General features: G+C 69.7%; 24 protein-coding genes. 12 read left to right on the top strand and 12 right to left on the bottom strand.

Annotated features, from left to right (window positions below; translation table 11 throughout):
• Nucleotides 1-23: 23 nt before the first annotated feature.
• Both OG413_RS08965 and OG413_RS08970 read right to left on the bottom strand, forming a co-directional pair.
• Complete coding sequence (locus tag OG413_RS08965; protein WP_073720504.1) at nt 24-1,022, bottom strand: inorganic phosphate transporter; 999 nt, start codon at nt 1,020-1,022, stop codon at nt 24-26.
• 5 nt (nt 1,023-1,027) lie between these two features.
• Entirely contained in the window at nt 1,028-1,648 is a 621-nt protein-coding gene (locus tag OG413_RS08970; protein ID WP_073720505.1) for a DUF47 domain-containing protein, read from the bottom strand.
• 211 nt (nt 1,649-1,859) lie between these two features.
• Between OG413_RS08970 and OG413_RS08975 the strand changes: the two genes are divergently transcribed.
• Nucleotides 1,860-2,234, top strand: coding sequence for a metal-sensitive transcriptional regulator (locus OG413_RS08975; protein ID WP_266810004.1), 375 nt, complete (start codon nt 1,860-1,862; stop codon nt 2,232-2,234).
• Between the two features lie 33 nt (nt 2,235-2,267).
• On the opposite strand, the gene OG413_RS08980 is transcribed toward OG413_RS08975, so the two are convergent.
• Both OG413_RS08980 and OG413_RS08985 read right to left on the bottom strand, forming a co-directional pair.
• Nucleotides 2,268-2,666, bottom strand: a complete 399-nt coding sequence (locus tag OG413_RS08980; protein WP_266810407.1) for a hypothetical protein — start codon at nt 2,664-2,666, stop codon at nt 2,268-2,270.
• 169 nt (nt 2,667-2,835) lie between these two features.
• Entirely contained in the window at nt 2,836-3,690 is an 855-nt protein-coding gene (locus OG413_RS08985) for a hypothetical protein (RefSeq protein WP_266804112.1), read from the bottom strand.
• 179 nt (nt 3,691-3,869) lie between these two features.
• Here OG413_RS08985 and OG413_RS08990 point away from each other — a divergent pair, with 179 nt between their 5' ends.
• Together OG413_RS08990 and OG413_RS08995 are read left to right on the top strand one after the other, a co-directional pair.
• Nucleotides 3,870-4,118, top strand: coding sequence for a hypothetical protein (locus OG413_RS08990; RefSeq protein WP_266810409.1), 249 nt, complete (start codon nt 3,870-3,872; stop codon nt 4,116-4,118).
• Between the two features lie 130 nt (nt 4,119-4,248).
• Complete coding sequence (locus OG413_RS08995; RefSeq protein WP_266804114.1) at nt 4,249-5,898, top strand: FAD-binding oxidoreductase; 1,650 nt, start codon at nt 4,249-4,251, stop codon at nt 5,896-5,898.
• A gap of 217 nt (nt 5,899-6,115) precedes the next feature.
• Here the strand turns inward: OG413_RS08995 and OG413_RS09000 are convergent, their stop codons facing one another.
• The 8 genes from OG413_RS09000 to OG413_RS09035 form a co-directional block, all read right to left on the bottom strand.
• Entirely contained in the window at nt 6,116-6,847 is a 732-nt protein-coding gene (locus tag OG413_RS09000; RefSeq protein ID WP_266804116.1) for a phosphatase PAP2 family protein, read from the bottom strand.
• Between the two features lie 433 nt (nt 6,848-7,280).
• Entirely contained in the window at nt 7,281-8,276 is a 996-nt protein-coding gene (locus OG413_RS09005) for a bifunctional lytic transglycosylase/C40 family peptidase (protein WP_323137826.1), read from the bottom strand.
• A gap of 105 nt (nt 8,277-8,381) precedes the next feature.
• Nucleotides 8,382-8,918 (bottom strand): hypothetical protein, encoded by a 537-nt coding sequence (locus OG413_RS09010; protein WP_266810007.1) that lies wholly within the window; start codon nt 8,916-8,918, stop codon nt 8,382-8,384.
• Between the two features lie 23 nt (nt 8,919-8,941).
• Nucleotides 8,942-11,272 carry an alpha/beta hydrolase gene (locus OG413_RS09015; protein WP_266804117.1) on the bottom strand — a complete coding sequence of 777 codons (2,331 nt, stop codon included), beginning with the start codon at nt 11,270-11,272 and terminating at the stop codon, nt 8,942-8,944.
• Between the two features lie 232 nt (nt 11,273-11,504).
• On the bottom strand, nt 11,505-11,987 hold the full coding sequence (locus OG413_RS09020) for a hypothetical protein (RefSeq protein WP_266810009.1): 483 nt from the start codon (nt 11,985-11,987) through the stop codon (nt 11,505-11,507).
• Nucleotides 11,988-12,067: 80 nt separating this feature from the next.
• A complete protein-coding gene (locus OG413_RS09025) occupies nt 12,068-13,867 on the bottom strand; it encodes an alpha/beta hydrolase (RefSeq protein ID WP_266804119.1) in 1,800 nt (599 codons plus the stop codon).
• 53 nt (nt 13,868-13,920) lie between these two features.
• Entirely contained in the window at nt 13,921-14,298 is a 378-nt protein-coding gene (locus tag OG413_RS09030) for a hypothetical protein (protein ID WP_266810011.1), read from the bottom strand.
• Nucleotides 14,299-14,489: 191 nt separating this feature from the next.
• Nucleotides 14,490-14,963 carry an ATP-binding protein gene (locus OG413_RS09035; protein WP_266804121.1) on the bottom strand — a complete coding sequence of 158 codons (474 nt, stop codon included), beginning with the start codon at nt 14,961-14,963 and terminating at the stop codon, nt 14,490-14,492.
• Between the two features lie 213 nt (nt 14,964-15,176).
• Between OG413_RS09035 and OG413_RS09040 the strand changes: the two genes are divergently transcribed.
• The 9 genes from OG413_RS09040 (at nt 15,177) to OG413_RS09080 (ending at nt 25,769) form a co-directional block, all read left to right on the top strand.
• Nucleotides 15,177-16,028, top strand: a complete 852-nt coding sequence (locus OG413_RS09040; RefSeq protein ID WP_266804122.1) for a DUF5753 domain-containing protein — start codon at nt 15,177-15,179, stop codon at nt 16,026-16,028.
• A 113-nt stretch (nt 16,029-16,141) separates the two neighbouring features.
• Entirely contained in the window at nt 16,142-17,053 is a 912-nt protein-coding gene (locus tag OG413_RS09045) for an aldo/keto reductase (protein ID WP_266804124.1), read from the top strand.
• Between the two features lie 190 nt (nt 17,054-17,243).
• Nucleotides 17,244-17,870, top strand: coding sequence for a DUF402 domain-containing protein (locus OG413_RS09050; RefSeq protein ID WP_266804126.1), 627 nt, complete (start codon nt 17,244-17,246; stop codon nt 17,868-17,870).
• A gap of 395 nt (nt 17,871-18,265) precedes the next feature.
• Complete coding sequence (locus OG413_RS09055) at nt 18,266-18,574, top strand: hypothetical protein (RefSeq protein WP_015610155.1); 309 nt, start codon at nt 18,266-18,268, stop codon at nt 18,572-18,574.
• Between the two features lie 208 nt (nt 18,575-18,782).
• Nucleotides 18,783-19,655, top strand: coding sequence for a hypothetical protein (locus OG413_RS09060; RefSeq protein ID WP_266804128.1), 873 nt, complete (start codon nt 18,783-18,785; stop codon nt 19,653-19,655).
• Nucleotides 19,645-21,009: a hypothetical protein gene (locus OG413_RS09065; RefSeq protein WP_266804130.1), complete on the top strand. Its 1,365-nt coding sequence runs from the start codon at nt 19,645-19,647 to the stop codon at nt 21,007-21,009. The genes OG413_RS09060 and OG413_RS09065 overlap by 11 nt, the downstream gene beginning before the upstream one ends.
• Nucleotides 21,006-22,556: an SCO6880 family protein gene (locus OG413_RS09070; RefSeq protein ID WP_266804132.1), complete on the top strand. Its 1,551-nt coding sequence runs from the start codon at nt 21,006-21,008 to the stop codon at nt 22,554-22,556. Before OG413_RS09065 ends, OG413_RS09070 begins: the two co-directional genes overlap by 4 nt.
• 167 nt (nt 22,557-22,723) lie before the next feature.
• Complete coding sequence (locus tag OG413_RS09075) at nt 22,724-24,142, top strand: ATP-binding protein (protein WP_266804134.1); 1,419 nt, start codon at nt 22,724-22,726, stop codon at nt 24,140-24,142.
• A gap of 1 nt (nt 24,143) precedes the next feature.
• A complete protein-coding gene (locus tag OG413_RS09080) occupies nt 24,144-25,769 on the top strand; it encodes a type VI secretion protein (protein WP_266804135.1) in 1,626 nt (541 codons plus the stop codon).
• Nucleotides 25,770-25,791 lie beyond the last annotated feature (22 nt).

Raw genomic sequence — 25,791 nt, forward strand, 5'->3', positions numbered from 1 at the left:
CCCGATCGGCTGTGAATACCCGATCAGCCGAACAGCAGGACGACGATCCCGTAGCTCAGCGCGGCGACGAGCGCCGCGGCCGGCATGGTGATGAACCAGCCGAGGATGATGTTCTTCGCCACGCCCCACCGCACCGCGTTCACCCGCTTGGTGGCACCGACACCCATGATCGCCGAGGTGATGACATGCGTCGTGGAGATCGGCGCGTGGAACAGGAACGCGGAGCCGAACATGATCGAGGCACCGGTCGTCTCGGCCGCGAAGCCCTGCGGCGGGTCCAGCTCGATGATCTTGCGGCCGAGCGTACGCATGATGCGCCAGCCGCCCGCGTACGTACCGAGCGAGAGCATCAGCGCACAGGCGATCTTCACCCAGACCGGGATCTCGTCGTTCGGCCCCTCGACATCGGCGATGACCAGCGCCATCACGACGATGCCCATCGTCTTCTGCGCGTCCTGGAGGCCGTGCCCGAGCGCCATGCCGGCCGCCGATACCGTCTGCGCGATCCGGAAGCCGCGCTTGGCCTTGTGCGGGTTGGCGTTCCGGAACATCCACATGATGGCCACCATCACCAGATAGCCGACGACCAGGCCGACGATCGGCGAGAGGAACATCGGGATGACGATCTTCTCCAGCACCCCGTCCCAGTGCACCATCGTCCCGCCGGCCAGTGCCGCACCGACCATGCCGCCGAACAGCGCGTGCGAGGACGAGGACGGCAGGCCGTAGTACCAGGTGACGAGGTTCCAGATGATCGCGCCGACCAGCGCCGCGAACAGGATCCCCATCCCCTTCTGCCCCTGGGGCGTGGCGATGAGCCCTTCGCTGACCGTCTTGGCGACCCCCTGTCCCAGGAAGGCGCCCGCGAGGTTCATCACGGCGGCCATCGCCAGGGCCGCCCGCGGGGTCAGCGCCCGGGTGGAGACCGAGGTGGCGATGGCGTTCGCCGAGTCGTGGAAGCCGTTCGTATATGTGAAGCCGAGCGCGACACCAATGGTCACGATCAGCGCAAAGGTGTCCACGTGGTTCAGGACTCCTTGACCGCGATGGTCTCCACGGTGTTGGCGACGTGCTCGAACGCGTCAGCCGCCTCTTCCAGTACGTCCACGATCTGCTTGAGCTTCAGAACCTCCATGGCGTCGTACTTGCCATTGAAGAGCTGGGCGAGCAGCTTGCGGTGGATCTGGTCGGCCTGGTTCTCCAGACGGTTGACCTCGATCCAGTACTCGGTGAGGTTCTCCATGGTGCGCAGGCTCGGCATGGCCTCGGCGGTCAGCTCCGCCGCGCGGGCCAGCACCTCGATCTGCTGCTCGACACCCTTGGGGAGCTCTTCGACCTGGTACAGCACGACCAGGTCGACGGCCTCCTCCATGAAGTCCATGATGTCGTCGAGCGACGAAGCGAGGTTGTAGATGTCCTCGCGGTCGAACGGCGTGATGAAGGAGGAGTTGAGCTGGTGGAAGATCGCGTGGGTGGCATCGTCCCCCGCGTGCTCCGCTGCCCGCATACGCTCCGCGATCTCGACTCGGGAGGCAGAATCCGCCCCGAGCAGTTCCATGAGGAGTTTCGAGCCCGTGACGATGTTGTCCGCGGACGCGGAAAACATGTCGTAGAAGCTCGTCTCCCTGGGGGTCAGACGAAAGCGCACGTGGGGTCCTCGGGGTGCTTTGGATTCGGTCAGGCTGATGCTAGGCGCATCATCCGGCCACGGCTAACCGGCCTTGTCAGTGTCGCCCATCGGGCACAGTGATCAGCACGGGACCCCGGTCACGTTTCGGCTGGATTCGTTACGATATACCCAGCAGGGGTATCTCGGACATAGGCAAAGAGGACAACGGGAGGACGCAATGACGGACGCGATGACCACCACCGAGGCCACGGGCTCGGCACAGACACCGGACCCGGCGGCACCGGCGGCACCGGCCGAGGTGCTCACCGACCACGACCGCGGCATCCACGGCTACCACCATCAGAAGGACGAACACCTCAAGCGGCTGCGCCGGATCGAGGGCCAGATCCGCGGCCTGCAGCGCATGGTCGACGAGGACGTCTACTGCATCGACATACTCACGCAGGTCTCGGCCTCCACCAAGGCCCTGCAGTCCTTCGCGCTCCAGCTCCTGGAGGAGCACCTGCGCCACTGCGTCGCCGACGCCTCGGTCAAGGGCGGCGAGGAGATCGACGCGAAGGTCGAGGAGGCCACGAAGGCGATCGCCCGGCTGCTCCGTACATGAGCCGGTGCACGAAGGCCCGCGGCGCGCGGGATGTCACCCCCGGCAACCGGCCTGCCGGGGGACCGACGTCCGCTGTCCACCGACGCCGCAGCCGTCCCGGGGGTCTCGGCTGTCCCGGGTGTCCCTGACGTCCCTCCGGGCGTCCGTCCGGACATCGCCGCGGGCGTCGGCGCGAACGTCACCCCGGACCTCGGCCCGGATATCGGCCCGTACGTCTCCCCGGGCGTCTCCCCGTCCGTCTCCCCGGGCACCGGCCCTTGCATCTCCCCGTACGTCTCCCCGTACGTCTCCTCGGACGTCGAGCACCTCGTCGATGCGGTCCGGACTGAGGCGTTCCTCACGGCTGGCCGATGCCGCGATCATCAGCTCGCCGCACCATTCGATCTCGGCGAGAGCCACACAGTCCTGAGCGTTCGGAGCGCTGAGCGTCACCACCTGCGTCACCTCTCTCTGCCGTATCCCCGCCGGCGCCGGCCCTTGGCGTACCGCTTCCTAGCGTAGGGATCGCGATACGTGCCGCGCATGGCACGGACGGACCATTTCGGCCACCCAACCGGACCCCACGCACCACACCCCCTCGCTCCCGGCCCCGCCCGCCGCGTCAGCTCTGCCTGATCCTGCCCGTATAGATGTGGGCATCGTCCGGCAACGTCACGGTGACCGTCGACCCGAACCCGTACAGGAGCATGGTCGAGATCACGGACACCGCGGGCCCCTCGGCGGCGAAGCTGAAGCGGTGGCGCACCTTCCGCAGCCGCCCCTCGTCGTCCAGATACGCGTCGAACGGCACCGCGTCCCTGCTGAACCCTTTCGCCGCCGCGGCCAGCGCATCGCGCGACAGCGGTGAGGCCGTCCGCGCCGCCCGCCCCAGGTCCGCGACGCCCCGGTAGTGACGCACCGCCACCCCGGCCAGCTCCGTCCTCCCCCGGTACGTCACCTCGCGTGCGCCGCGCAGCAGTTCGGCCGCGGCCATCGGATCGGTGACCCCGCCGGTGACGAGATTGCCGTCCTCCAGAGCCGTCGTGTCGACCCTGACCCACTTGTCGTCGGGGACTCCGGCGCCGCGGTGCTTCATGTAGAGGGCCCCGGGGGCCAGCAGCTCGATGATCGGCCGGTGCCCGTCGGCGCCCGCGGCGTCCTTCGGGAGCACGACCTTGATCTGCCCGAGCTGCCTGCGGAAGTCGTACGTCCCCTGTCCCCTGATCGTCACCCGGGTCCCGCCGACCGCCGTCTCCATGGACGTACGCGTCTCCGCGCCGCCCGACTCGACCAGCACGTCGGCCGCCCGCCCGAGCACAAGGGCCGGACGCTCCGCGGACACGGCACGGCCGCCGGCCCCCGCCCCGCCGCTGCCGCCACCACCCGCACACCCGGCGGCCACCGCCATCACACCCGCCACCGCGAGGGCGCGGACCGCCAGGGGCCCGCCTCCGCACCTGTGCTGCCGCACCACCATCGCCTGCCAACCCCCAACGACTTACCGCCCGACCGAGCCCTCACCCGCCCCGCATAACGACCACCGGGGTCCCCCGTCACGCCGCCCCGGCGCGCCCCCGCCGCGCCCCCTCCCGCAGCGGCGGACGGATCGGCCCGCTCACCCTCCCGTACGGGGGCTGCCGCCAGTACCGTGGACGCGTGCATGAGGAAGCCCCCACCCCAGCCCCCACCACCCCGGCACCCGCTCCTTCCGCCCCCCTCGCCCCCCTCACCTCTCTCGCCCCTCTGCGGGTCCCGCCCCCGTCGTACGTCGCGGCGCACAGCACCACGACGGTCGAACGGGGCTCGTTCTGCCTGGCCCGCTGCACCTGCGGCTGGTCGGGACCTGCCCGCAGATCACGGGACCGGGCCCGCACCGACGCCGAAGAGCACCTCTCCACTCCCTGAAGCACCCTGAAGGTCCCGAACTGCTCGCGAGCGTTCCGGATGCTCGCGAACGCTCCCGGATATTGCGGGATGTTCCCCGATATTCCCTGACCGTCGCACGTTCCGGCCGGAGGCCCGACCCGGAGGTCCCATGAACGCCCCCACCGCGCCGACCCGCCGCACCGTGCTGGGCACCGGCCTCGCCGCGGCGCTCACCACCGCCACCGCCACGGCCTGCGATCCCCCGGACCACGGCAACGGCAAGGGCTCCGGCGCGGGCAGCGGCACCGCGTCCGCCGCGCCCCACCCCGCCCCGTCCGGGTCCGCTTCGTCCGGGTCCGGCCCGTCCGGGTCCGCCTCACCGTCCCGGGCCGACTGGCCGGCGCTGGCCCGCGGCCTCGACGGCACCCTCGTACGGCCCGGCGACTCCGCGTACGCCACGGCCCGGCAGCTCTACAACACCCGGTTCGACGGTCTGAAGCCCGCAGCGGTGGCGTACGCGCGGCACGAGGACGACATCCGCGCCTGCCTGGCCTTCGCCCGCTCGACCGGCACCCCCGTGGCGATCCGCGGCGGCGGCCACTCCTACGCGGGCTGGTCCAGCGGCGACGGCCGCCTCGTCATCGACGTCTCCTCGCTCGCCCGGGTCGACCGCGACGGCACCGACAGCACCATCGGCGCGGGCGCCCGACTCATCGACGTCTACCAGGGCCTCGCCCGGCACGGCCGCACCATCCCGGGCGGCTCCTGTCCCACCGTCGGCATCTCCGGTCTCACGCTCGGCGGCGGCCACGGCGTCGCGTCCCGTGCGTACGGTCTGACCTGCGACAGCCTGACCTCGGCCCGGCTGGTCACGGCCGACGGCAGGACGGTCACGGCGGACGCCTCCCACCATCAGGACCTGTTCTGGGCGCTGCGCGGCGCGGGCAACGGCAACTTCGGCGTCGTCACGGAACTCCGCTTCCGCACCCGCCCGGCCCCCCGGACGGTCGGCGCCTACCTCAGCTGGCCCTGGTCCCGCGCCCAGGCGGTCCTCGCCGCCTGGCAGGAGTGGGGTCCCGACCAGCCGGACGAGATCTGGTCCTCCGTCCACCTCGCCGCAGGTCCGGGCGGCGGCACCCCCACCCTCACGGTCGCCGCCTTCAGCCTCGGTACGTACGGGGACCTGCAGAACGCCGTCGACCGCCTCGCCGACCGAATAGGCGCCTCGGCCTCCTCCGTATCGCTGCGCCGCCGCAGCTACCAGGAGGCGATGCTCGTGTACGCGGGCTGCTCGGGCATCACGGACGCGCAGTGCCATCTGCCGGGTACGACACCGGGCCGTACGGCGGACGGGGTCCTCCAGCGCGAGACGTACGCCGCCGCGTCCGACTTCTTCACGGGGTCGCTCCCCCCGGCGGGCCTGCGCGCCCTGATCGACCGGACGGAAGCGTTCACCCGGATCGGCGCGGCGCGGGAGCAGGGCGGAGGCGGCGGTTCCGTTGCCCTGACCGCGCTGGGCGGGGCCATCAACCGGGTCGACCCGCAGGCGACGGCGTTCGTCCACCGCCGTTCACGGATGCTCGCCCAGTACATCGGTTCCTGGCGCCCCGACAGCTCCGGTACCGCGCAACAGGAGTGGCTGAAAAACACTCATGGGGCGCTGCGCAGATACGCGTCGGGAGCGGCGTACCAGAACTACGCGGACCCTCGGCTGACCGATTGGCGGACGGCCTACTACGGCACATCGGCGGACCGCCTGACGCGCCTGAGGAAGCGGTACGACCCGACGGGCCTTTTCACTTTCCCCCAGGCGCTGTGAGGCTTTCCCCGAGGCGCTGTGAGACCTCCCCCAGGCACTGTGAGGCTTTCCCCGAGGCGCTCCGAGGCCGTCCGGCACGGTGGGGTCTCCGGACGGGGTGAGGTCTCCGTCCGGCACGGTGGGGTTCGCCGGGCACGACAAAGCCCCGAGGCCGTGAGGCCCCGGGGCGCTGTGTCAGATCCGAAGCCGTGAGGCCCGGGGCACTGTGGGGCCCGGATCAGGCCGCCAGGTCCTTCTCCCCGGCGTTGCCGCGGCCGGACCCCGGCCGCGGCTCGGGAATCCCGAGCGCGTCCTCACGCCCGTCGGCGGACGCGACGCCGGGACGACGGGACCGTACGAGCCCGCCCACCCGTTCCGACCGGGAGACGGCCGTCACCAGCGGGGTCAGCAGCGCCATGGCCAGCGGTGCGAGCAGCAGGGCCACGGCGGTGCCGAGAGCCATGCCGCCGATCACGTCGGTGGGGTAGTGCACGCCCATGTAGACGCGGCAGAAACCTTCGACGAACGCGAGCCCGAGGGCGACGAACCCGAACTTCCGGTTGGCCACGAAGAGTCCGACGGCGATCGCCATCGCCATCGTGGCGTGGTCGCTGACGAACGAGAAGTCCGTCTTGCCCTTCACCAGCACGTCGAGACCGTCGTGGTCGTTGAACGGACGCGGCCGCTCCACGAACCCACGGATCGGGATGTTGATGAGCAGGGCGATCCCCGCGGCGAGCGGCGCCCAGATGATCCCGGCGACGGCCGCCACCGAGTCCTCGGCCGTGCCGCGCCGGCGAACGCTCCACCAGCACCACAGGCCCACCAGGACCATGCCGAGCATGATCCCGTACTCACCGACGAACTCCATGACCCGGTCGAACCAGGCGGGAGCGGCCTTCGCCAGCCCGTTGATGTCGTAGAGCAGGCTGACGTCGGGGTTCGACCCATCGAGTGCGAGTCCAGCCATCTGCTGCGGCCCCTTGCCTTGTCTGCTGCCGCGACGCGCGTCCACGCGCGCCGCATCGGTCGAACCCCCGTGTTCGGTGCGATCCGGATACCGCGGTCCAGCTGCTGCGATCCCGTCACCGTGCGACCACGCTGTCGCACGACGTCAGGACCGGCGCCCGCATGGTCAGTGCGCATGCTGTCCCAGTTCAGGGAACGGCCTGCCCGCCGTCTACGTTCCGCTCTCCACCGAATGATCACCATGACGTTATCGAAGAGTGACTCATCGTCGCAGCTCAGGGCCCAGGCTTCACGGAGAGTTCCGGCCACGGCCGACTCTCCGTCAGGCGCGGCCGAGCCCCCGGCCCCGGCCCCCGCCCGGACCGGCCCGTTTCCGTACCGCTCACCGGTCCCGCTCCCGTCCCGCTCCGGTCCCTTACCGCTCCCGTTCCCGGTCAGGCCGTGGGAAGGTCCCTGGGAAGAGCGGCGGCCCCGTCCTTGGTGACCCGCGTCGCACCGAAGTAATCGGGGGTGTCGATCTTGTCGAACCGGATCACGGACCCGGTGTACGGAGCGTTGATCATGTACCCGCCGCCGACGTAGAGCCCCACGTGCCGGATGGCCCGCGAATTGGTCAGGTCGTCGGAGAAGAACACCAGGTCCCCCGGCAGCAGCTCGTCCCGCGAGGGGTGCGGCCCGGCGTTGTACTGGTCGTTGGCCACCCGGGGCAGGTCGATGTCGACGGTGCGGTACGCGGCCTGGGTCAGCCCGGAACAGTCGAACCGGCCGCCCTGCTCCTTCGTCCCGTTGCCGCCCCACAGATACGGGGTGCCGAGCCGCCCTTGCGCGAAGTAGATGGCACCGGCCGCCTGCCGGGACGGCTCGACGCGGCCGACTGGCCTGGCGAAGCTCTTCTCCAGGGACCGGATGATCTTTACGTAGTTCTGCGTCTCCGCGATCCCGGGGACCCCGCCCGACTTGATCACCCGGTAGGCACCGGCGTTGTAGGCGGCCAGCATGTTGTCGGTGGGGTCGCCCGGGACCTTCTTCACATACCCGGCGAGCTCACAGTCGTACGAGGCCGCGGACGGAATCGCGTCCGCCGGGTCCCATACGTCCCGGTCGCCGTCCTTGTCCCCGTCGACCCCGTGCGAAGCCCAGGTCCCGGGGATGAACTGCGCGATGCCCTGCGCGGCGGCGTGGCTCTGCGCCTTCGGGTTCCATCCGCTCTCCTGGTACAGCTGGGCGGCCAGGAGCGCGGGGTTGATGGCGGGACAGAGGTTGCCCCACTTCTGGACCAGCGGCTGATACCGCGCCGGAACGGCCCCCTTGGCCAGCCCCACGGCACCACCGCCGCCGGCTCCCGCGATCCCGGCGGCGGCCGAGTACGTACCGACGACGAGCAGGGCCACGAAGCACATGGCCATCCCGACGCCGATCCCACCGATCACCCAAAATTTCCGCACCCCTCAACCATCCCCCATTCGTGCGTGGTTCAAGGGCGTTTTCGAGGGTGTGTACGAGTCGTTCGGGTCATCGGTGGGTCTGACCGCCCCTCAGGACGCTCCGGCGGACCAGAAGTCGGAGCGGACGTTGGGACGGGGCAGCGGGTAAACGCCTTCGTACGCGGGACCGTTCGGCTCGGCGGTGGGGTCGGCGACCTTCGACTCCTTCACGCAGGGGCTGTCCGCCTCGAAGAAGGCCTGGCCCTTGCCGCGAATGCTGACGCTGATGCCGAACCCGCTCTTCGTCACGGCGTAGACGGCGGGGAACACCTTGTCGGCGTTGACCGCCTTGATCCGGTAGTCGTTGTCCCGCCAGAAGGTCTCCACCCGGTCCAGGAACATCTCGCGGCGGTCGGCCGACACGATGGTCATCACGGTCCGCCTGCGGGTCACCCCGCAGGCGCGCGTCGTCGTCGGACCGTGCGCCCACTCGACCTCCGGGTCGATGCCGTCCAGTACCGCGTCGAGCATCTTGTCGGACTGTTCGGCGGCTTCCTGCATGTTCATACCGCTCTTCTTCCCCGCGTCCGCCCGAAGCGTGTCCTCGCTCCCGCAGCCGGACAGAGCGAGCCCGAGAGCAAGGGCCATCGCCACGATCGGGAACCTTCGCCTCACCTTTGTTCCTCCATCTTGAGCCGGTCGGAGTGCCCCGACACGATCAGAGCGATGCTGTCCGCCGAGACGGCGTCCCGTTCAGGATCGAAGTACTGCGAGTGAGCGTCCAGACTGACACCGCTGCCACTGATCACCGGCGGCCCGGCGTCCACGGGGAACCGCTGGGCCCCGAACGCCTTGCTCGCCGGGTCCTTGCCGAACCAGAGGTCATCGTCCCCCGGATCGGCCAGATCTCCCACCAGGTAGGAGACACCGGGACCGCCCGCGATGAGACCGATGGCCCCCACCGCGGCCTGCGTCTTGGACGGAAGCTTGGTCACCGGGTCATTGGCGGCGGCTCCGACGAAGACGTGCCCGCTGCCGACCCCGAGGTCCACGGCGTGGTCCACACCCACCCCGGGACTGCCGACCAGGATGATGTCGTCGACCCCCGGAATGCCGCCCTCCCGCTTCGCCGCGGCACCGACGGTGCGCGAGCCGTAGGAGTGTCCGATGGCCGTCACATGCGGGTCCTTGTTCTGATTGGTGGCCGCGATGCCGCCCATGAAGTCGCTGTAGGCCGCACCGCCCTTCTCCGCCCGTCCGGTACCCATCACCGCGAAGTACCCGCCCACACCGTCGCTGTCCGGCAGCTGCGGAGCGTCGTAGCCGAGCCAGACGATCGACGCGGTGGACTCGTCGTACCCCTGGGCACCGATCGCCGTGTCCCGGGCGCGCCCGAGGTCGTTCTTGGCGAACTCCTCGTCCAGGGACGTGTTCAGCCCCGGTACGTACGCCGACACGTTCTTCGACGTGTCCGGGTTGCCGTACGAGACGATGGCCCTCCCGTTGCCCTCGTCCCCGATACCGATCAGATACATCGGCGGCTGCTTCTTCTCCTTGAGCTGCCGGTCGATCTCCTTGAGGCCCGCCAATTGCTTCTTGGCCTTCTCGGTGTCCGTCTTCTCCAGCTTCCCGATCAGGTCCTGGAGGTTCTTGCGGTTGGCCGCGTCACGGGCCTCGACCGGAATGCCGTCGAGGCTGCCGATCCGCTCCGGGCTCAGCTCGATGTACCGTTCGCGCTGCTCCTGCGACAGCCCGTCCCACCAGGCCTTGCGCTGGGCCGCGGTGGCGTTCTGCGGGATGCGGTCGTTGAGGTACCCGCGCTCGGCCTCCCGCACCTTGGCGTCGACCCGGCCGCCGGAGCCGGGTATGCCCATTCCGGCGCCGCCACCGCCACCGGCGGCCTTGTTCAGGTCCAGGGCCGCACCGATGAAGTCGCCCCGGTCCCACTTGTCGCTCGCGTCCTGCGAGTCCCGGGTCCACTGGTCGACGATGCCCCGGCCGCTCTCGACGGGGTGCAGGACGGCGTCGACGATGCCACTGACATCGCCTCCGAGCCCGTCACCGAGGAACCCGTCGATGAACCCGCCGTCGGAGCCGCTGCCCGAACCACTGCCCGAGCCGCTTCCCCCGGCGCCACCGGATCTACCCGCGTCGACCGGCGTAGCGGAATCGCCCCCACCGGACGCGGCAGACCCTTCGGAACCACCGGCACCACCGGCCCCACCAGCGCTGCCCGATCCGCCGGAGCCTCCGGATCCGCTCGTGTCGGACCCACCGGACGCGGCGGACCCAGCGGAGTCGGACCCACCGGACGTCGTGCCACCGGTGACGGTCGACCCTTCGGAGCCGGCGCCGCCGGAGGCCGAACCCGCGCCGCCCTGGCCGCCCCCGGAACCGGAACCGCCGCCGGCCTCCACATCAGTACCCGGAGCCGGGCACGAGCTGCCGGTCAACTCGCAGATCGCACTCTGGAGCCGACCGGACACCGACCCGCCGATACCCGTCGCCGTGATCGCGCCGACGAGGGCCACGACCACCAGGACCAGACCCAGGTACTCCAACGCGCTCTGGCCACTGTCCCGGCGCAGCCTCACCATCCGGGCCACGCCGAACGACCGTTGCACGGAGCGCTGTTCACGACTCAGCCGGAACCACTCACGTGACCCGGGCCGCGTCAGCAACACGACGACGGCGGCAGGAACCACCAGCCGCGTCACCCCCTGCACCCCGGCGTCACCGCTCAGCGTCGCCAACGCGCCGAGGATGAACCAGATGTGTACGGCGAGCAGCCCACGCCAGATCCAGACGCCTCCTGTACGCGCATACAGAGACAGCACGAAACCGCAGAGGCCAGGCAGCGCGGCGTACAGAAGCATCCCGATCAGGTAGCCGTCGACGGCATCGACCGACGAGGCGACCGACAACACCTCGATCGCACCCACGATCGTGGCCACGAGGAGCACTTGGACGAGAATGAGCACCGCCTGCAGTGGGCGTGGCATCGAATGCCCGCCCTGACGGACCGCGGCAGCGCTTACATCAACGCCGCCCGGAACCGCGACTCCTCGTATGCCAGACAAGACCAGTCCCCTACCTTGTGAGTGGGCGGCGCAGCGACAGATAAATCACTCCACGTATGCGACCACAGCGGCAGGGGACGCAGCATGGGCCCCAGGGCCCAATGCAGGGCTCAAAAACATTGCCCGGTGGGCAAGTTGAGATGGATTGCTCCGGTCACGGGGAAGACGCCGCCGCCCCGGCCGCGAGGGTCCCGGCGGACCAGAAGTCGGAGCGGATGTTGGGGCGGGGGATGTGCTCCATGCCCTCGTAGGTGGGGGCGGTCGCCCTGCTGGTGGAATCGGCCACTTCGGAGGGCGTGACGCAGGGGGTGTCGACGTCGAAGTGGATCTGTCCTTTGTCCGCGACGATCAGGCTTACGCCGAACCCGTTCTCCGTCTCGGCGTAGATCGCCGGGATATCGGCGTCATTGTTGACCGCGTTGATCCTGTATCCGCTTTTGCGCCAGAAGCGATCGACGACACCCAGCAGGCTCCCCCGGCGTTCGGCGGAAACAATGGTCATCACTGTCCGCCTCCGCGTTACGGTGCAACTTCCGGTGGTTGTCGGACCGTGGGTCCAGTTGACGCTCGGCTCAATCTCCTTGAGAACGGCGTCAAGAACTACATCGGCATGCTCTGCCGCCTCCTGCATATTCATATCTTCGCTCTCTGCCACATCGCAGCCCGACAACAGCACCCCCGCCAGAATCGCCGCAACCACCGGCCGTGCACGAGGGTTCATCGCGGTTCCTCCATCTTGACCTTGTGAGAATGTCCGGCAGCGATCAGCCCGATGCTGTCTGCTGACGACCTGTCGAGTTCCGGGTCGAAGTACTGCGAGTGCGCGTCGATGGAGAGCCCGCCCTGCCCGACCAGCGGCGGGCCGTCGTCCACCTGGAAGCGCCGCGCCCCGAATGCGTCACTGGCCGGGTCCTTGCCGAACCACACATCGTCATCTCCAGGGTCAGCGATATCCCCCGCGACATACGCAGCCGCCGGGCCGCCGAACAACAGCCCGGCAGAGCCGATCAAGGACTGCCCCTTGGACGGCAGTTCGGTGACAATGTCGTTCTTCGCCGCACCGACGAAGACATGGTCCCTACCCACTCCGAGTTCGTCGGCGCTGTCCACGCCCACGCCAGGGCTCCCCACAAGGACGATGTCGCTGACGCCCGGGATTCCGTCTCCGTACTGGGTAGCGGCTCCCACCGTCCGGGACCCGTAGGAATGCCCGATTGCTGTCATGTGTGGCTCACCATGCTCATTGGTCGCCGCCAAGCCACCCATAAACTCGTGGAAGGACTTCCCGCCGCCCTGGGCTCTCCCGTCACTCGCGACAGCCAGGCTTCCCCACCCGTCGGGTGACTGAGGCGCGTCATATCCGAGCCATGTGATCGCCGCCGTGGAGGGATCGTGCCGTTGTGCACCGATCGCCAGATCACGAGACCGCTTGAGATCACCTTTCGCGAATTCTTCATCCAGGGACGTATTCAGCCCCGGGACATAGGCCGCCACATTCCTCGACGTATCAGGGTTTCCGTACGAGACGATCGCCCGCCCGTTCCCCGCATCGCCGATGCCGAGCAGGTACATCGGTGGGTCCCCCGCCCTGGGGACGGCCTGCAGCTGCCGGTCGATCTCGCGCAGGGCCACCAGCCGCGTCGCCGCCGCGTCATCGTCCTGCCCCTCCAACTTGCCGATGAGCAGCCGCAGGTTGTCCCGGTTGGCCGCGTCCCGCACCAGGGCCGGGATCCCGTCCAGGTTGCCGATCCGGTCCGGGTACACCGCGAGGTACTCCTCGCGCTGTTCGTCCGTCAGCCGGGCCCACCACTCCTTGCGCTCGGCCGGAGTCGCGTCGAGCGGGATGGCCTTCTCCAAGTAGCCACCCGCCGCGTTCCGCACCGCGGCCGCGTCCGCCGCCGCGTCCGTCCACGTCGCGTCCGGGACCCTCAGCCCCTCCTCGGCCTTCAGCTTCCGGAGGATGCCCGCGTACCGCCAGTCCGCCTCGGCCGCCGCGCGTACGGCCCTCACCACCCGGTCGGCGATGTCCTGGGCCTTTGCCGTGTTCGGGTTGGGCGCGACCAGCCCGGACGGCGCCACGAGCCCCGGCTCGGCCACCCCCGACGCCGTGCCGCCCGGCAACGGATTACCGTCGATCAGGCCGACTCCGGCCTCCGGATAGGTCACCGAACCGTCCGCGTGCACGGTGAACTCCAGCGCCGCCGCGTCGTCCAACGCATTCCGCAACGCCCGCTGCTGGGTCTTCATCTCGTGGGCCAGGCCGTTCATCGCCGTACGCAGCAGGCCGCACTCCGTGTACACGTACTGGAAATTCCGGGCGAGCCGACGCAGCCGTCCGACCGCCGCCTCGGCCGCCTCGCCCCGCTGCGTCTCGCGGAGGCCCTTCAGGAGCTGCTTCTCGATACGGTCGCGGGCCGCGTCGGCCCGGTTCGCGGCCCTGCCCCACCCGTCGGCCGCGCCCTCCAGCTCGTCGCACTTCACCTCGCGCAACGTCGCCCACGTCAAGGTGGAGGACATACCGCGCACGCCACCGTGCTCACCAAACACCCCAGGCGCACCACGCACCCCACTCACCGAATCCCACCGTCGTTCGCCGACACCGGCGCGAAGGCGGACTTCACGGCTTCGTTCGTCTCGCACTGGGTCCGTGCCACGGCACGCAGTTTCCCGGCCAGGTCGTCGCACTCACCGCGTGCGGCCTCGATCCGCCGCTCCCAGGAGTCCCGTACGGCACCCAGTTCGGCCAGCGCCACCAGCGCACCGGCTCCCGCCACCAGCCCCTCGTGGGCCGCCTCCAACTCGGCTTTCACCGGGCCCATATGCGTACGCAGGGCTTCCGCTCCCCCGGCGGCCCGCGTCCACGGCCCGTCACTGTGTCTCAGCTCCGCGCCGCCACCCGTCGGTCCGGCCAGATCACTCAGCCTCTGCCTCTGCCGACCACCACTCACCCAGCTCACCCGCTCCTTGATCGTGGAGCGGCACTGTGCCAAATCGGAACTACTCGACACGCCGCCGTCACGTACACCCAGGAGCGGCACTGCCCTTGCCTCATCAGGGCCCACAAGGCACCGGCCGGGGCGCATGCTTCACCCGAACGTGCCGTTTTCCGGCCCTACGACTCCTACGTCTGCCACGACTCCTACGTCTCCCATGTCTCACGAGGCTCCGACTCGCCCCGCCCGCCCCCGCACTCGACCCACAGCAGCTTCCCGTCCCGCCCCGGCAGCCCGCCCCGCATCGCGTACGCACCCCAGTTGTCCGCGCAGAGGCTGACAAGGTGCAGACCGCGCCCGTGCTCGGCCAGCTCGGGCTGCTGCTCCGCCCTCCGCACCCCGTCGAACGGAGCGGGTATTTCCGGATTCGTGTCCCACACGCTCAGCCGGATCCGTCGCCGACCCGCTCCCCACAGCCGCAGCGCGTACTCGCCCGCCGAGTGGCGGTACGCGTTGGTGACCAGCTCACTCGCCAACAGTTCCGCGGTTTCGCGGAGTTCGGCCAGCCCGTGCGCGCGCAGCACCGTACGGAGGGTCGACCGGGCGATTCCGGGTGCGCGCGGATCCTGCGGGAGGTGGAGGGTGTAGGCCCAGGGCGGCGATACGGTGGCCGTGGCCATGGAAGTCTCCGTTCACGGAGGGGTGTCGGTGGATCGGACAGCGCGATTCCCGGCGATACGACCGCCCCGTCGAGCGGGCGGCACCGGGCTGATGACCTTGGAACCGACACTAGATTCGCGCAAGGATTCTTTGCACGCGATGGGTGGAATTCCCGCCGCGAACCACTCGTGTGAGTGACCGCGCGATCAACACACCTCCCGGGAGGGTTCGCGATGGCAGGCAGAGCCGCACCGACCGCTCGTCGCAGCCGCCTCGGAGCGGAACTGCGCAGATTGCGCCGGCGCGCCGGACTGACCACCACTCAGGCCGCAGGTCTGCTGGGCACCAGTCCGGGGCAGCTGAGCAATATGGAGGTGGCCCGGTTCGGAGTGAGCGCCGACCGCGTACGCGTCGCCGCCAGGGCCTACTCCTGCACCGATCAGGCCCTCATCGAGGCACTGGTCGCCATGACGGGTGACCGCAGGCGCGGCTGGTGGGAGGAGTACCGGGAGACGCTGCCGCCCGAACTGCTCGATCTGGCCGAGATCGAGCACCACGGCACGGCGTTGCACGCGGCGCACAGCATCCATCTCCCCGGCCTGCTCCAGACGGTCGATCACGCGCGTGAGCTGCACCGTCAGGCAGTGCCCGAGATCTCGCCGCCGGAGATCGAGGACCGTGTCTCGTACCAGACCAGGCGTCAGGCCGCGTTGTACGGGAACGGGTCCGTCCCGTACCGGGCCTTCATCCATGAAGCGGCGCTTCGCATGAGGTTCGGTGGCCCCGTGGTGGTGCACGCCCAACTCCTCCACTTACTGGAGGCGAGCGAAGTCGATCACGTCACGGTGCGCGTGATCCCGTTCGAAGCCGCGTACTACCCGGGGTCCGGCCAGTCCGTGTACTACGTCCACGGGCCCGTTCCCTGCCTGGACACCGCGCAGCTCGACCAGTCGCACGGCCCGCTGTTCATCGATTCCGAGGCCCAGCTCACGCACTACCGGCTGCTGCTCGAACGGCTCGACGACGCGGCACTCGGCATCGAGGAATCCCGCGACCTGATCCACGGGATCGCCCGGTCCGTGTGACGGGCCCTCTCTCCCCCCGGCCGAGAAGCGGAAGGGTGACCTGGTTCACCGCCACGAGACCGGGTCGGCCCAAGCACGGGCTGGCGGAGCACCGTTCATGCCATCATCCGCTGATGCCCCCAGAAGAGATCAACTCGACGCCCGCGGCCTCAGCCGCCGGCACCTGGAAGCTCGGTGACCTGACGGTCAACCGCATCGGCTACGGCACGATGCGCCTCACGGAGAACGCCGACGGCACCCCCATCGACCGCGACCGGGCCCTCACCGTCCTGCGCCGGGCGCTCGAACTGGGTGTGAACCACATCGACACCGCCGCCTTCTACTTCTCACCGCTGCGCTCGGCCAATGAACTGATCAACCGGGCACTGGCCCCGTACGCGGACGACCTCGTCATCACCACCAAGGTCGGCCCCGGACGCGACACGTGGGGCGAATGGCACTGGGCCACCCCGGAGCAGCTGCGCGGCCAGGTCGAGGAGAACCTGCGCCAGCTCGGCCGCGACCACCTCGACGTGGTGAACCTGCGCGTCCCGCGCAAGGAGACCTCCGGGTCGATCGCCGCCCACTTCGGAGCACTGGCCGAACTCCGCGAGGCCGGGCTCATCCGCCACCTGGGTATCTCCAACGCCCGTCCCGACCACCTCGCCGAGGCCCTGGCCATCGCACCGGTGGTCTGCGTCCAGAACGCGTACGCGGTCGGCGCACCGCGCGAGGAGCACGAGTTCCTGGACGCCTGCGGTGCGCAGGGCATCGCCTACGTACCGTTCTTCGCCATCGCCGGGGCGGGCCGCGAGGCAGGTGCGGCCGCCACCGAGAACGACCGGGTGCTCACCGTGGCCCGCGCGCACGGGGTGACACCCGCCCAGGTCCGCCTGGCATGGACGTTGAACCGCGGGCCCCACGTCCTGGCCATCCCCGGCACCGGCAACCCCGACCACCTGGCCGACAACGTGGCCGCCGGCGCACTCCGGCTCACCATCGACGAACTGTCCCTGCTCGGAGTCCCGGCCGACAACGAGGCGTAAGGAAGGCGCGGCAAGGAAGGCGCGGACGGGAACGCGGTCAGGAGGCCGAACTCAGACAGGTGCGCCGCCGCCAAGGGGTTCACGCGAGGGACCCGCACGAGGCGTTCATGCAACCTGTTCATACGAGGGGTTCATACAAGGAGTTCATACGAGCGACTCGCACCCGAACTCCCAGTGGCATGATCGCCCGATGGACGACGCACCGGGCGGGATACTCCGCTGGAACCTCTTCGTCGGCGGCCACCTGAGTTCCTCCGTCCCCGTACGCCTCGTCGAACGTACGAGGGTGGGCCAGCTGCTCTGGCTGGAGACCGGAACACCGATGTGGCGCACCGAACTACCCGGCGGCGCCCATCTCCGCGACATCCCGCCGCAGGACCGCCCCGCGCACGGGTACCCGGTGAAAGCCGACCGCTGGCCCATGGGCAGCGCGCTCATCCACCAGCCGCTCGGAGCCGGGCACGCGGTGTTCTGGTTCTTCGGCCGCCGTCAGAAATTCCGCGGCTGGTACGTGAACCTGGAACGCCGCGCGCACCACGGCGAGGACATCGACGTCGTCGACCACGAGCTCGACATCACCGTGGCGCCCGACCGGACGTGGCGGTGGAAGGACGAGCGGTCGTTCGCCGAGAAGACCGGTCACCCCGCCTACTGGTCCGCGGAGGAGGCCGCGTCCATCCGCGCCGAGGGAGAACGGATGGCCGGGCTCGCGGAGTCCGGAGCCTTCCCCTTCGACGGCACCTGGTGCGATTTTCGGCCATCCAGGCATTGGATGACGCCACACCGTTCAGCACCCCCGAGCCGCACCATCCTGTGAGTCTCACGGCGCGGCTCCAAGCGGCGCCCCCTTCCCCACCCGACTCCTGACGAAGCGTCGAACACGTCGAACGCGAAGCCGACCGGCGCACCGACGGCTCTCGAACGGCGCATACGAACACCCCGTGCCCCACGAACGCTGCAACCGTGTCGGGAACCCATGGCCACCGTCGTTGCTCGTGGTCATATCGCGTGATACACAGAGTGACTGTGCATATGCGCGGGAAAACCGGAATGAGCCGCAGGTCAGGGCAGCCGTCCCGGTCAAACGTGCGAGATCCGGGTAAAGAGACCCGGGAAGGCGTCGTGCGGGCGCGGTTTCATCAGCGAAGATAGAAGGCGACCCGTTGCCGTTCGGCGCGGGCAGCGAACTACCCAACAGGGGCGGTGACTTACATGATCCTGGCAGCGGAAAAGGGCGACATCACCACCATCATCGGCGGAATCGCCCCGAACTGGGGGCCGTTCGGGACGCTGGGCAACGAGGCGCGCATCATGATCGAGGTGGTGATGGCGATCGCCATCCTGCTCTGCCTCGGCATCGCGATCTGGGGCGCGGCGAAGCAGCGCATCGGGGCGACGGCGCTGCGTGACACGTTCAGCGCGGAACAGGGCAAGGGCCTGATCGTGGCGGGCCTGACCGGAGTCTTCATCATCGGCTCACTGGGCACCCTGTTCACCATTGTCTACGGAATGGCCGTCTGACCGGCCGTCGGCCGGCCCTGCTCGCCGTCACCCGCCCTCATTCCACCCCGGGCCGTCCCAGCCCGCTCCCCCACCATCCGCCCGTCGTGCCCACCGGCTGAGGTTGCGTCTCCCTGATGTCGAGTCACCACACCGCGCCCACGCGGCAACCAGCACAGCTACCGTCGTCCTGCGCGGATCCGCACACGACCGAGGGAGCGTACGCGGCATGAGTCCCGGCGACGAGCACGACTACCGCGGCATGGACCAGGGGGGTCGCACGGACGACCCGTACAGCACCCTCGGCGGCACCCGCCAGACCCGCACCCGCCTCCCCGACGGCGACACCGCGACCCCCCACGCCCGCCGCCCCGCCCGCAGCTCCCGCTCCCTCGTCACCGTCGTCGGCATCGTCGTCCTCCTCATCGCCGCCATCGCCTTCGCGAACCGGGGCGGCGGCAACAGCGACGACGAGGCAACCGGCAACGGAAAGAAGCCGGGCGCCGCGGGCCCGGCTCCGACGGAAGCCACGGGCACCAAGCCGGTACAGGGCAAGAACGGCACGATCGCCTCGGGCTTCGCCCACGACGAGCAGGGGGCACAGAGCGCGGCGGCGAACTATGCGGTGGCGCTGGGATCTGCGGAAATGTTCGACGCCGAGGCACGGCAAGGCATCCTCCAAGCCACTCACGACCCCTCGGTCGTCGGCAGCCTGCAGACCGACCTGGACCGGGCCTACTCACCGGACTTCTACAAGAACGTCGGCCTGAACGAGGACGGCAGCACCCCCGCCGGGCTGACCTTCGTCTCCCGGACCGTCCCAGTAGGCACCAAAGTGATCGCGCGGAGCGCTGACACGGCCACCGTCGAGGTGTGGTGCACGGGCCTGGTCGGAATGGCCGGCCAAGGCTCCACCAAGCCTGTCGCCGAGACATGGTTCACCATCTCCGAGAAGCTCAAGTGGGTCGAGGGCGACTGGAAGATCGAGTCGTCCACCCAAGCGGAGGGCCCGACGCCGGTCAGCGGCGACAACCGGGCATCAACTGCCGATGACATCGCCGGTGCGGTAGAAGGATATGGAGGGTTCACCTATGCCCGATAGCCGTCGCTTCCGTGCACTCTCGCTCACCGCCCTCCTGAGCAGCCTTCCTGCCACGGTCATCCTGCTGGCATCCCGCGCATCCGCTGCCCCCACACCGACCCCTTCGCCATCGCCGAGCAAGAGCAACAACCCTTGCGACCTCATCGTGGGCCTCGCCAAGGACTACTGCGAGGACGGCGAGAAGGCGGGCTCCAGAGGTTCCGCCCCCCCCACCCCAGACTCCGCGGACCCCCTCGCCTCCCTGGCCCGCGGCTGCGCCGACGCCGCCGCGTGGATCGTCGGCAAGCTCAGCGAGGCCGTGAAGAGCACCGCGAACGTCGACTTCACGAACCCCAAGTTCCTCCAGCAGTACGCCGTCATCTTCGCGGCCTCCACCATCCTCACCCTCGTACTGTGGCTGCTCGCCGTAGCCAAGCGCGCCATCCGCGGCGTCCCGCTCACCACCGCGATCTCCGAGGCCGTCGGCTTCCTCTGGCTGACCGTCCTCGCCTCCGCGTTCACGCCGCTCATCCTGTACACGGTCGTCTCGGCCACCGACGGCGTCACCGAGGTCATCGCCAGCTCCACCGGCGGCCAGACCGATGTCTTCTTCGGCTCGTTCGCCGAGGCCCTCAAGAAGGGCACCGACATCGGGGGCGGGCCGATCATGCTGATCGTCGTCTCGCTCGTCTCGATCCTCGCCGCCGGGGTCCTGTGGCTGGAGCTCGTCATCCGAGCAGCCCTGCTCTACGTCGGCGCGCTCCTCGGCATCGTCGTGTACTCCGGCCTCGTCGACAAGAACATGTGGGGCCACGTACGCCGCTGGGCGGGCATCATGATCGCGGTGATCATGGTGAAACCGGTCATCGTCATCGTGCTCGGCCTGGCCGGGGCACTCTCCGAGGACGACGGCCCCGACGCCTTCTCCGCCGTCGTCTCCGGCCTCGCGATCATCCTGCTGGCCATCTTCGCCTCCGCCATGATCTACCGCTTCGTCCCCGGCTTCGGCGACGAGATCCAGGGCGCCCGCACCAACCGCAAGCAGGCCACCGACGGCGCCCAGGCCGCCGCCCTGATCAGCTCCCCGGCCGCCCTCGTCTCCCAGGGCATCAAGACCCACAGCGGCCGCAACGACCAGAACAGCGGAGGCGGCGGAGGCGGCGCCCGCCCGTCCAACCCCGCCAGCGGCGGTGTCGCCGCGCACAGCTCCCGCAGTACCGGCGGGAGCGGAGGCGGCGGCGGATCTGTCCCCTCCGCCGCACCTTCGCCCCGCAGCGGAGGCGGCCCCACCTCCGGCACTCCCCACGGCAGCCGCTCCCCCCGGGGCGGTTCAGGCAGCACAGGTAATCCGAACACAGGAGGTGGAGGGCGTTGACGACCCAGTCCCACATGATCACGCCCCGCCGTACGTATCTCATCGGCCGCGCCCGGCCGAACGCGATCGTCGGCAAGAACCGCGAGACCGGCGAGATCGCCCTGATCATCGCCGGTGCGTTCCTCGGCATGATGAGCGGGCTGATCGTCCCCGTCCTGTCCCTGCGGATCGTGCTGCTCATGGGCTTCCCCATGCTGGCGCTGGCCATCGTGTACGTCCCGTACAAGCACCGCACCTTCTACAAGTGGTTCGAGATCAACCGCAGCTTCAAGCGGTCCCTGCGGCGCGGCACCGCGTACCGCTCCACCGCCATGGAAGCGGGCGTCAGCGCCGACGGCCGTGAGGTCGAGATCGGCCCGCCGCCCGGCATCGGCCGGATCGGCTGGCTCGCGGCCCCCTTCGGCCCCGACGAGATCGCCGTACTCCTCCACGCCGACCGCCGCACCGTCACCGCCGCCATCGAGATCGAGGGTCCCGGCGTCGGCCTCCGCGACAGCGAGGACCAGGAAGCGCTGGTCGACCGGTTCGGCACCCTGCTCAAGCACGTGGCCAACGGCGACGGCTTCGTGACCCGCCTCCAGATGCTGGCCCGTACGCTGCCCGCCGACCCCGACGCGCACGCCAAGGACGTCGCCCAGCGCGGCGACAAGGCCTCACCCGGCTGGCTCCAGGAGTCCTACGACCAACTCCAGTCCATGGTCTCCACCTCCAGCGAGCAGCACCGCGCCTACCTCGTCGCCTGCATGCACTACAGCCGCGAACTGGCCGCCGAGGGCCACGCCATGGCCCGCGCGGCCCGCCCCCAGGGCGGTCGCAAGCTCGACCGCGACGCCGGTCTCGCCGTCGTCATGGCCCGCGAGCTCACCGACATCTGCGCCCGCCTCGCCGAGGCCGACATCCGGGTACGCCAGCCGCTCGGCCAGAGCCGCCTGGCCTCCCTCGTCCACTCGATGTACGACCCCGACCACCCCATCGACCACATCCAGGCGATGACGAAGCGCAACGCCTGGCCGGCCGAACTGGACGCGGTCGAGCCGACGTTCCTCCAGGCCAAGACCCGCGAATCCTCGACCCGCGCCCCCTGGTGCCACGCCACGGCCTGGGTGAAGGAGTGGCCGATGACCCCCGTCGGCGTCAACTTCCTGGCACCGCTCCTCGTGCACACCCCCGACGTCATCCGTACGGTCGCGGTCTGCATGGACCTCGAACCCACCGAGGTCGCCATCGAGCGCATGCTGACGGAGAAGACGAACGACGAGGCCGAGGCCAGCCGCCAGGCCAAGATGAACCGCACCGTCGACCCACGCGACATCGCCGCCCACGGCCGGCTCGACCAGCGGGGTGAAGATCTGGCGAGCGGCGCGGCCGGGGTGAACCTGGTGGGGTACATCACCGTGTCGTCCCGATCACCCGAGTCCCTCGCCCGCGACAAGCGGACGATCCGGGCCTCGGCCGGCAAGTCGTATCTGAAGCTGGAATGGTGCGACCGCGAGCACCACCGCGCCTTCGTGAACACCCTGCCGTTCGCCACGGGCATCCGCCGCTGACCCACGGATCCACGGATCCACGGATCCACAGCAAAACAGCACCACAGCACCACACCCCCAGCGCACCTCCCACCGAACCCGCACCCACACTCCACCCCGCACTCCACACACCCAACCCCCACCCGCAAGAACCGAGACCGGAAACCGAGAGAGAGGGCAGTCACGCCATGCGAGACCCGTTGTCCGCATTGTCGGATGCCTTCACCGCCTTCCTCTTCGGAAAGGTGGAGACGACGCGGCTGCCGGTCCGTACGTCGACGGGCCAGGCCCAGGCCGTCTACCTGCCGACCGCCGCCCCCGGCCTCGGCGACTCCGGCGTGATCATCGGGCGCGAGGTGTACTCCGGCAAGGGCTACATCTACGACCCCTTCCAGCTGTACGGGCAACAGCTCCCCGCCCCGCACTGGCTCGTGCTCGGTGAATCCGGCAACGGCAAGTCCGCGCTGGAGAAGACCTACGTCCTGCGCCAGCTCCGCTTCCGCGACCGGCAGGTCGTCGTCCTGGACGCCCAGGGCGAGGACGGCGTCGGCGAGTGGAACCTCATCGCGCAGGAACTGGGCATAACCCCCATCCGCCTGGACCCGACCGCGGCACTGAACGGCGGTATCCGGCTCAACCCGCTCGACCCGTCGATCACCACCACCGGCCAGCTCGCCCTGCTCCGTACGATCATCGAAGTCGCGATGGGCCACGGGCTCGACGAGCGCTCCGGCTTCGCGCTCAAGGTCGCCCACGCCTACGTGAACGAGACCATCACCGACCGCCAGCCGGTGCTGATGGACATCGTGGAGCAGCTGCGCCACCCCGAGCCCGAATCGGCCGAGGCGATGAACGTCGACATAGACGACGTACGGGCCTGGGGTCTGGACGTCGCACTCGTCCTGGACCGGCTGGTCGACGGTGACCTGCGCGGCATGTTCGACGGCCCCACGAGCGTGGGCATCGACCTCGACGCCCCGCTGATCGTGTTCGACCTCTCGCACATCGACCGCAACTCGATCGCCATGCCGATCCTGATGGCGATCGTGGGTGTCTGGCTGGAACACACCTGGATCAGGCCCGACCGGAAGAAACGCATCTTCCTGGTGGAAGAAGCCTGGCACATCATCAACTCGCCCTTCGTGGCCCAGCTCTTCCAGCGGCTGCTGAAGTTCGGCCGACGGCTCGGCCTCTCGTTCGTCGCCGTCGTCCATCACCTCAGCGACGTGGTGGACGGTGCCGCTGCGAAGGAAGCCGCGGCGATCCTGAAGATGGCCTCGACCCGGACGATCTATGCCCAGAAGGCCGACGAGGCGCGAGCGACCGGACGGGTCATCGGCCTTCCCCGGTGGGCGGTCGAGATCATTCCAACGCTGACCCCGGGCATCGCCGTCTGGGACGTCAACGGGAACGTACAGGTGGTCAAACACCTGATCACCGAGGCGGAACGGCCCCTGGTCTTCACCGACCGCGCGATGACCGAGGGCTCCGACACCGACATGCTTCCCGAGGACGTACGAGCCGCGGAGCTGGAGGCGGAGCAACGCGCGGCCCGGATCGAGCACCAGCAACGACTGAACGAGTCGTCCGAGTCAACGGTGGCATGACATGGCACGGCAGGCAGCGCACGGTACGGGGCGCGGGCGCGACGACGAACGGGGCAGCGGCGGCATCCCGGACGGCCTGCTGATCGGCCTCCTGGGCTTCTTCCTCGCGCTGACGGTACTGGCCTGGACGGCCACGGGCCTGGCCGGGCTCTTCGCGCACGGCGCCTGGCCGGAGGGCGTCGCGTTCACACAGACCCCCCTTGCCCTGCGCGAACTGATCGCGGCACCGAACGACCTCCCCAACGCCTGGCCGCACACCCCACCGGCCGAGCTCTCCGGGTACGGGCTCTTCTGGGGCCTCCTCATCGGCGAGTTGATGGTGCTGGTGGTGCTGACGGTGTTCGTCCTGGGGGTGGTGGCCCGTGGCCGCGCCGTGCGGGAACGGCGCCGCGAGGAGCGGATGCACCCGGTACACGACGAGCCCGCGCAGAAGGGCGTACGCGACCGGGGCGAAGGCTGGGAAACCGCACCCACCCCCGTACACGAGCAGCCCGCCACCACACAGCCCCCCTCCACCCCTTCCGGCGCAACGGCAACCACCCCCACGGAAGCACCCCCCACCCACACGACACCCACCGCATTCACGACCCCCACGGCGTCCACGACCCCCACGGCGTCCACGGCGTCCACGGCGTCCACAACAGCCACCACATCCACCGCACCCCCCACGCTCCTCCCCTCCCCCCGCACCCCCCTCCTCCTCTACGCCCCCGCCGCCACCCGCCGCCCCACCGTCGTCCAGGCCATCCAGGAAGCCGACGGCCCCGTACTCGTCGTCACCTCCGACCCCACCGTCTGGGCCGAGACGAAGGACGCCCGCGGCAAGCTCGGCCCGGTCCTCGTCTACGACCCCGGCCACCTCTGCGACACCCCGGCCCGCCTCCACTGGTCGCCCACCGCAGGCTGCGAGCGACCCGGAGTGGCCGCCAGCCGCGCCGCCGCGCTGCTCGCCCCGGTCCGACCGCAGGCCCGGATCGACGCGGCGACGGCCGACACGGCGCAGACGCTCCTGCAGTGCTGGCTGCACGCCGCCGCGGTGGACGGCCGGCCCTTCCGCCAGGTCCACCGCTGGGCCCTCGGCGGCAGCGCCCACGAACCGGTGCGCCTGCTCCGTACCCACCCCAAGGCCGCCTCCGGACTCGCCGGGCTGCTGGAGTCCGCCTTCACCGCGTACCCGGAACGCCGGGAAGTGGCCCAGGAGTTGACCGTACGGGCCCTCACCGCCCTGTCCTCGGTCCATATCCGGGAAGCCTGCACGGCGAACCGAGCGGATTCGCTCGCGCTGGAATCATTTACGGGTGAAGGGGGAACGCTCTATGTGGTGGGCGAACCCATCGAGGATCCCCGCTCCCGCCCCGGCGCGATGCCTCTTCTCACCGCGCTCGCCTCATACGTGGTCGAGCACGGCCGCCGCATGGCCGCACGGTCATCCGACGGTCGGCTCGACCCACCAATGACGCTCGTCCTCGACGACGTCGCGGCCGTGGCTCCCCTTCCCCTGCTCCCGGAGCTGCTGGCAACCGGTCAGGACCAGGGCATGCCAACCCTGGTCCTGCTCCGCTCGCAGGAACAGGGCCGTGCCCGCTGGCAGCAGCGACTGCAACTGCCCGCCACCGGACCCAGGTGACTCAGGTGACGCACGGGACCAG

The organism is Streptomyces sp. NBC_01433 (genome assembly GCF_026340105.1).
Taxonomy (GTDB): domain Bacteria; phylum Actinomycetota; class Actinomycetes; order Streptomycetales; family Streptomycetaceae; genus Streptomyces.

What these genes read in the sequence shown, in the direction of transcription:
- OG413_RS09025 (WP_266804119.1), bottom strand. Translation starts at nt 13,867, where the DNA reads ATGTCCTCCACCTTGACGTGGGCGACGTTGCGCGAGGTGAAGTGCGAC.
- OG413_RS09010 (WP_266810007.1), bottom strand. Translation starts at nt 8,918, where the DNA reads ATGGCCCTTGCTCTCGGGCTCGCTCTGTCCGGCTGCGGGAGCGAGGAC.
- OG413_RS08985 (WP_266804112.1), bottom strand. Translation starts at nt 3,690, where the DNA reads ATGGTGGTGCGGCAGCACAGGTGCGGAGGCGGGCCCCTGGCGGTCCGC.
- OG413_RS09020 (WP_266810009.1), bottom strand. Translation starts at nt 11,987, where the DNA reads ATGAATATGCAGGAGGCGGCAGAGCATGCCGATGTAGTTCTTGACGCC.
- OG413_RS09065 (WP_266804130.1), top strand. Translation starts at nt 19,645, where the DNA reads ATGCCCGATAGCCGTCGCTTCCGTGCACTCTCGCTCACCGCCCTCCTG.
- OG413_RS09045 (WP_266804124.1), top strand. Translation starts at nt 16,142, where the DNA reads ATGCCCCCAGAAGAGATCAACTCGACGCCCGCGGCCTCAGCCGCCGGC.
- OG413_RS09075 (WP_266804134.1), top strand. Translation starts at nt 22,724, where the DNA reads ATGCGAGACCCGTTGTCCGCATTGTCGGATGCCTTCACCGCCTTCCTC.
- OG413_RS09080 (WP_266804135.1), top strand. Translation starts at nt 24,144, where the DNA reads ATGGCACGGCAGGCAGCGCACGGTACGGGGCGCGGGCGCGACGACGAA.
- OG413_RS09050 (WP_266804126.1), top strand. Translation starts at nt 17,244, where the DNA reads ATGGACGACGCACCGGGCGGGATACTCCGCTGGAACCTCTTCGTCGGC.
- OG413_RS08975 (WP_266810004.1), top strand. Translation starts at nt 1,860, where the DNA reads ATGACCACCACCGAGGCCACGGGCTCGGCACAGACACCGGACCCGGCG.
- OG413_RS09015 (WP_266804117.1), bottom strand. Translation starts at nt 11,272, where the DNA reads ATGCCACGCCCACTGCAGGCGGTGCTCATTCTCGTCCAAGTGCTCCTC.
- OG413_RS09035 (WP_266804121.1), bottom strand. Translation starts at nt 14,963, where the DNA reads ATGGCCACGGCCACCGTATCGCCGCCCTGGGCCTACACCCTCCACCTC.
- OG413_RS09000 (WP_266804116.1), bottom strand. Translation starts at nt 6,847, where the DNA reads ATGGCTGGACTCGCACTCGATGGGTCGAACCCCGACGTCAGCCTGCTC.
- OG413_RS08995 (WP_266804114.1), top strand. Translation starts at nt 4,249, where the DNA reads ATGAACGCCCCCACCGCGCCGACCCGCCGCACCGTGCTGGGCACCGGC.
- OG413_RS09040 (WP_266804122.1), top strand. Translation starts at nt 15,177, where the DNA reads ATGGCAGGCAGAGCCGCACCGACCGCTCGTCGCAGCCGCCTCGGAGCG.
- OG413_RS09060 (WP_266804128.1), top strand. Translation starts at nt 18,783, where the DNA reads ATGAGTCCCGGCGACGAGCACGACTACCGCGGCATGGACCAGGGGGGT.
- OG413_RS09055 (WP_015610155.1), top strand. Translation starts at nt 18,266, where the DNA reads ATGATCCTGGCAGCGGAAAAGGGCGACATCACCACCATCATCGGCGGA.